Genomic DNA, 6,611 nt, shown 5'->3' with positions numbered 1-6,611 from the left:
CTTCGGAGAGGCGCTTGCTCAGGACGCCAACAGCACCTTGGTCATCGCGGCACCCGCAACGCCCCAGGGGCTTGATATCGAGTTCGACGTCAGCTTGGGCTCCATCGATTCGCTCGGCGCGCTCTACGAATACATGCTCGGCTACGAGAAGATGGAAGACCCGAACGCACCGGGCGTTCTGCGCGAAGACACGGGCGTCCATACCGACAAGCCGAACAATCTCGCCTTGCGTGGTCGTCTGGCGGAGAGCTGGGAGGTGGCGCCCGATGGTCGCAAGGCAACATTCAAGCTGCGTGAGGGAGTCGTCTCCAACTGGGGCAACAAGTTCACGTCGAAGGACGTGAAGTGGACGTGGGACCGCAAGTTCAATCTGAAAGGGCAGGGCCTCTTCCAGACCGCGGTGCTGGGTCTGAAGACGCCAGACCAGATCAAGGTCGAGGGCGACTACGCCATTTCCTTCAACCTGGATCAGCCGAACCCGCTTCTGTTGAAGCAGCAGTGCAATTTGGCCAACCCGATCTATGACGCGACCAAGTGCGCGGAGGTCGGCGGCAAGGACGATCCTTGGGCGGTCAACTTCCTCAAGAATGACAGCGCGGGCTTCGGTCCGTATCGCCTTGCCCAGCTCGTGCGCGGCCAGCAGGCCGTGTTCGAGGCGCGTGACGATTATTGGGATGAGAAGCCCTTCATGAAGCGCGTCATCATGCGCGAGGTGCCACAATCGTCCAGCCGCTTCTCGCTGCTGCAGGGCGGCGCGGTCGACATCGCGCAATTCCTGCAGCCGCGCGAGCTCGAGGCGCTGAAGAAGCAGCCGAACGCGGCCGTGGATGCGGTGAATGCTTCCTATATGATCTGGCTGGAACTCAACGCCAAGATTGCGCCGTTCGACAATGTCGATGTGCGCCGCGCGATCAATCTCGCTATCCCGCGCGATGAGATCATCCGCACCATCTACTACGGCTACGCCGACGAGCAGAAAGCGCCCATGCCGTACATCTACCCGATGGCGGACGAGAGCTTCTTCAGCTACGCCTACGATCTCGCCAAGGCCAAAGCGCTTCTGGACAAGGCCGGCGCCAAGAACCTCGCGACCAGCCTGTCCTACAACGCGGGCGATCCCACGCAGGAGCCGATCGCGCTGCTGATTCAGACCGCACTGAAGCAGATCGGCATCGAGCTGACCCTGGAGAAGCTGCCGGCCGGCGTGTTCTACGAGAACGTCACCAAGCGCGCCAAGCCGATGATCTTCTACCTCGACTCGCCGTGGACGCCGGACCCGGGCTACTCGACCTATCTCTACTTCAACTCGGAAAGCTATGTGAATTACTCCAACTACGACAACAAGACCGTCGACCAGATGATCAAGGACGGTCTTGCGACGCTGGACGACAATGTTCGCAAGGAGAAATACACCGAGGTTCAGAAGACCTTGATGGACGAAGCGCCTTGGGGCTTCATCGCCTATCCAAAATACACGCTGGCGCGGAAGGCGGGCCTCAAGGGCTTCACCTACTATACGTCCAACAATCTGCGGTTCCAGGATTTTACCCGGGGCTGATGACGGCTTCCCCGGAGGCCTGTCCGGCCTCCGGGGGCGCGTTCGACCATTGGAAAGAGCGTAGATGTCTTCGAAGCTTGGCCTTCTCATAAGGCTGGCGGTCATCCGGCCAAGATTTGCGATCGGGTATCTGATCGTCGTCGCGAGCGTGCTGCTGGCTATCCTTGCGCCGGTCATCGCTCCCTATTCGCCGACCGAGGCGGACTCCGTGAGCTTTCTCCAGCCGCCGAGCGCGGCCCATCTTTTTGGCACCGACAATGTCGGTATGGACATCTTCAGCCGCTCCATCTACGCACCGCGCATCGACCTGACGATCGCCATTCTGGGAACGCTCCTGTCGGCGCTGGTCGGCAGCTCGATCGGTGCGGTCGTCGGCTTCTACAGCAGCGGACGTGGCATACGCGTGTGGTTGTCTTTTGCAATCATGCGGGCGGCCGATGTGCTGCAGGCCTTCCCCGTTTTCGTTTTCGCCATCGCGCTGGTGGCCAGCCTCGGTCAGAGCATCCAGACGGTGGTGCTGGCAATCGCGTTCGTCAACGCACCGATTTATCTGCGCCTGATGCGTTCGCAGGTGCTCAGCATCCGCTCCATGCGTTACGTCGAGGCCTCGCAAGTCAATGGCCTGTCCGATCTGCAGACCATCGTGCGCCATGTCATTCCGAACGCGATGGCGCCTGTGCTGGCGCAGCTTTCGGTCAATATCGGATGGGGCATCCTGCTGACATCGGCCCTGTCCTTCGTCGGTGCGGGAGTGCGTGCGCCAACGCCCGAATGGGGCAGCATGATCGCAATGGGCTTCCAGAACGTCGTCACCGGCCAATGGTGGCCTTCGATGTTCCCCGGCGCGATGCTCGCAATCACGGTTTTCGGCTTTTCCCTGGTCGGTGCCTCAATCGAGGTCCTAGCCGATCCGTCGAAGCGCAGGCAGCTTCTAAGCGAGGCGCGTGAACGCATCGGCCCCACCGCGGCGGATGTTCCGGCGGGGGAAGGCTGATGCGTATCCTCTCCTATCTTGGCCAACGCCTTGTCTTCGTCATTCCGCAACTCCTGGGCATCGTGCTCGTCTCATTCCTGCTGGTGAAGAGCATTCCGGGAGATCCGGCGGTGCTGATGCTCGGCCCCACGGCGACGCCATCGGCCATCGCCGCACTGCGACAGCAATTGGGCCTCGATCAGCCGCTGTACATGCAGTTTCTGATTTATGTGCGCAATCTGCTGCATGGCGACCTGGGCACCTCCTGGCAAACCACGCGGCCAGTGCTCGAAGATCTGCTTCAGCGCTTTCCTGCTACGCTCGAGCTCGTGACCTTCTCCCTGCTTCTCGCCGTCATTGTGGGCGTGACGCTCGGTGTCTATGCGGCGCGCAAGCCGGACGGCTTGGTTGCGCGTGTTTCCGATCTCTACGGCCTCAGCGCCGGCGCTCTGCCGGACTTCTGGTTCGCGCTGGTCCTGATCTTCATCTTCTATACCGTGCTCGGTTGGGCACCGGCGCCGCTTGGACGCATCGATATGATCGTCATTCCGCCCGTTCCGGTGACGGGCGCGCTGACGATCGATGCGCTGCTGGCCGGCGACCTCGAGGCATTCTCGTCCGCCTGCTCGCACCTTGCCCTGCCGGTCCTGACGCTGGGACTGCTCAACGCCGGTCCCATACTGAAGATGACCCAGGCAACGATGGAGAAAATGCTGGAATCCGATTTCAGCCGCTACGAGGTGCTTTGCGGAGTGCCGCAGAACCTTGTCGCGCGCCATGCCTTGCGCAATGCGCTGCCGTCCATCGTGACCATCATCAGCGTGCTCTACGGCTTTCTGATTGGCGGCGCCGTGCTCGTCGAGATCGTGTTTTCATGGGGCGGTGCAGGGCAGTACGCGGTGCAGGGCGTGCTTAACTCGGACATCTATCCGGTTCTGGGTTTTGTACTGTTCTCCGCCGTCTTCTCCCTTATCGTCTATATCGTGGTCGATCTCATTTACTTCCTGCTCGACCCGCGTATCAGCAACTAGTGAGAATGTCGTTGGGTGAAGCGGAAGTCATAAGCAAGACGCAAAACGCCGCCGGCGATGCCGACAAGGCGCCTTTGATCGATATCAGAAACCTGCGCGTCACATTCCCATCGGGTGGTGCCGAGCCGAAGGCCGTATTGAAGGGCATCAGCCTTGCCGTGCAGCCGGGTGAAATCGTGGGCTTGGTCGGCGAGAGCGGCGCAGGCAAGACGACGCTCGCCCGTTCGATCCTTGGCCTGCCTCCTTCCCCCGGCCGCATCGCCGGAGGCGAGATCCATTTCGAGGGGCGTCAGATCCTCAGCCTGTCCGAAGCCGAGCTCAGGCGTGTGCGCGGCCGTCGCCTTTCGGTGGTGGTGCCCAATCCCCGCGCCGAGCTCAATCCGCTGCTCAAGGTCGGAGATCAGATCGCCTCAATGGCGAAGATACACCTCAATGTAAGCCGCAAGGAAGCGCGCCGAATGGCGCTGCAGATTCTGCGGGACGTCCAGATACCCGACCCCGAACGGCGTATGGACGCCTATCCGCACGAACTCTCCGGCGGCATGGCGCAGCGCGTCGTGATCGCCATGGCGCTGATCTGCAACCCGGCCTTCGTCATTTCCGACGATGCCACCAGCGGCCTCGATGTTACGGTTCAAGCGCAGATCCTGGCCCTGCTCGCAAAGCTGGCTACCGACCATGGCAGCGCTATGCTGTTCATCACCCGCGACGTCGGCATCACCGCGCATTTCTGCAATCGCATAGCGGTGCTGTTTTCCGGCGAGCTCGTCGAGCTTGCCCCGCGCGAAGCACTGTTCCTCGAGCCGGCCCATCCCTACACGCTGATGCTGCTTGCAGCGTTTTCCCATAGCCCGAAGCTCAGGGAAAGCTGGAGCGTGCCGGACACCGACAGGCGGCGTGAATTGACCGCCGGATGCCAGTACGCCGATCGTTGCCCAATCGCTCAGGCGGTTTGCCATACACATCGGCCTCCCTTCGCCGAGATCGGGCCGGGTCATTTCGCTCGCTGCCATTTCCCTGTGAGGCACGCATGAGCGCGGTTCTGACCATCGACAGTCTCTACAAGCGTTTTCCCATCGCCGGCTCGAAGCAGGTGGTCCAGGCGATCAACGGTGTCAGCCTGGCCATCAAGCCGGGTGAGACGCTGGGCCTGGTGGGCGAGAGCGGCTCGGGCAAGACAACCGTCGGCCGCTGCATTGTCGGCCTGGTCGAACCCACCGCCGGGACCATTCGGTTTCGCGACATGGATCTCGCGCAGCGCCGGCAGCACAAGAGCAAGCTGGGTGGCAAGATCCAATTCGTTTTCCAGGAGCCGAACGAATCCCTTGATCCGCGCATGAAGATCGGCGATACGATCAGCGAACCGCTTTTGCCGCTCAAATTCGATCGGGAGACCAGACGCCGCCGTACAGCCGATGCGCTGAGGCTGGTGCGGCTGCACCCCGACCTGCTTGACGCCTACCCCTCGGAGCTGTCGTCGGGCCAGCAACAGCGGGTTGGCGTTGCGCGGGCCATGGTCACCGAGCCGGAGTTGGTCATCCTCGACGAACCCACTTCGGCGCTCGATCCCACGGCGCGTGCCGAGATCATTGATTTGCTGCAGCGCATCCAGCGCGAGCGGAACACCGCGTATCTATTCATCTCGCACGATCTCTCCACGGTGCGGTTCATCAGCCATCGCGTCGCGGTGATGTATCTTGGCATGATCGTGGAGCAGGGCAGCGCCGAAACGGTGTTCAACCGCCCGCAACACCCCTATTCCAGCGGTCTGCTATCATCGGTCATGCTGCCGCATCCGCACCTCAAGATTGAAAGCAGCGTGACCCTCAAGGGCGAAATTCCGAGTCCGATCGATCTGCCTAAAGGCTGCTTCCTCGCTTCGCGCTGTCCCTTCGTCATAGACAGGTGTCGCCACCAGATGCCGCCCGCCGAAACGGTCGGCGAACGGCACACGGTACATTGCTTTCGCCATGATGACGTGGCGGCATCAGTGCCAGCTTCCGACACCTTCAACGTCTTCATGAATGAAGCCGAGCGCATCCTCGGCAGAGCGAAGGCCAACGCCCCAGCGGCACCGTCTCAATAGTCTCAAGCCAACCGTAGGATTAGGAAACAAGCATGTCAGGACGTCTCGCAGGAAAGAAAGCACTGGTGACCGGCGGTGCACGCGGCATCGGCGGCGCGATTGCCACGGCCTTCGCACGTGAGGGCGCGGATGTGGCTGTTCTCGATCTGAAGATCGAGGCTGCCGAGGCCCGTGCCGCCGAGCTTGCAAAGTTCGGCGTGAAGACGTTTGCCATCGCAGCCGACGTCAGCGACGAAGCTCAGGTCGAGGCTGCCGTCAAGAAGGTGGAGGGCGCACTCGGCCGGATCGACATACTGGTGAACAATGCCGGCATCGACACGACCTCGGTCGTGGCCGAAATGGGCACGGCCATGTGGGACCAGATGATGGCTGTGAACCTGCGCAGTGTCTTCCTCTGCACGCGTGCGGTGCTGAAGCCGATGATTGCCCGTAAATTCGGGCGCATCATCAATATCGCCTCGCAACTCGGTCACAAGGGCGCGCCCGAAATGGCGCATTATGCTGCCGCAAAGGCCGGCGTCATCGGCTTTACACGCTCGCTTGCATATGAAGTCGCCCGCGACGGCGTCACGGTGAACGCCATCTGCCCCGGTCCTATCGAAACTGAGCTGTTCAAGGCGTTGCCGGAGGAATGGAAGAGGCGCAAGCTCAACGAACTGCCGATCGGCCGCGCCGGCCACGTGGACGAGATCGCGCCGACGGCCGTGCTTTTGGCATCGGAGGAGGGCGCATACTACGTCGGAGCCACCATGAATCCCAACGGTGGCGACGTTATGCTGTGACGAATGTCGGGCCGAATGGTTTCCTGTCGATGTTTCTTGTTCTAGCTACATAGCAGCGACTTTGTTCGAGCTAGGGGAAGCCATGTCGAGATCCGATCTCAGGGAAGACGAGAAGGCGGCGGCGCAGTTTGCCGAATTGCCGCGCGAGCGCCGGGAAACCGGTGGTGGCGTGGCTCAGGCA

General features: G+C 61.5%; 6 protein-coding genes. All 6 read left to right on the top strand.

What is annotated here, in order from left to right; all coding sequences use genetic code 11:
* The coding region (locus EOD07_RS17215; RefSeq protein WP_164772304.1) for an ABC transporter substrate-binding protein at window positions 1-1,558 on the top strand (1,558 nt) is incomplete at its 5' end.
* 64 nt (window positions 1,559-1,622) lie between these two features.
* Entirely contained in the window at window positions 1,623-2,552 is a 930-nt protein-coding gene (locus tag EOD07_RS17210) for an ABC transporter permease (RefSeq protein ID WP_127236321.1), read from the top strand.
* Entirely contained in the window at window positions 2,552-3,562 is a 1,011-nt protein-coding gene (locus EOD07_RS17205; RefSeq protein ID WP_127236320.1) for an ABC transporter permease, read from the top strand. The genes EOD07_RS17210 and EOD07_RS17205 overlap by 1 nt, the downstream gene beginning before the upstream one ends.
* Before the next feature lie 11 nt (window positions 3,563-3,573).
* Entirely contained in the window at window positions 3,574-4,596 is a 1,023-nt protein-coding gene (locus EOD07_RS17200; RefSeq protein ID WP_164772302.1) for an ABC transporter ATP-binding protein, read from the top strand.
* Window positions 4,593-5,648: an ABC transporter ATP-binding protein gene (locus EOD07_RS17195; protein ID WP_206519485.1), complete on the top strand. Its 1,056-nt coding sequence runs from the start codon at window positions 4,593-4,595 to the stop codon at window positions 5,646-5,648. Before EOD07_RS17200 ends, EOD07_RS17195 begins: the two co-directional genes overlap by 4 nt.
* Before the next feature lie 32 nt (window positions 5,649-5,680).
* On the top strand, window positions 5,681-6,430 hold the full coding sequence (fabG, locus tag EOD07_RS17190) for a 3-oxoacyl-ACP reductase FabG (RefSeq protein WP_127236317.1): 750 nt from the start codon (window positions 5,681-5,683) through the stop codon (window positions 6,428-6,430).
* Window positions 6,431-6,611 lie beyond the last annotated feature (181 nt).

It is taken from the genome of Mesorhizobium sp. M2C.T.Ca.TU.002.02.1.1 (genome assembly GCF_003997225.1).
Note: the sequence above shows the minus strand (reverse complement) of the source record. Positions and strands in the feature narration are given on the sequence as shown.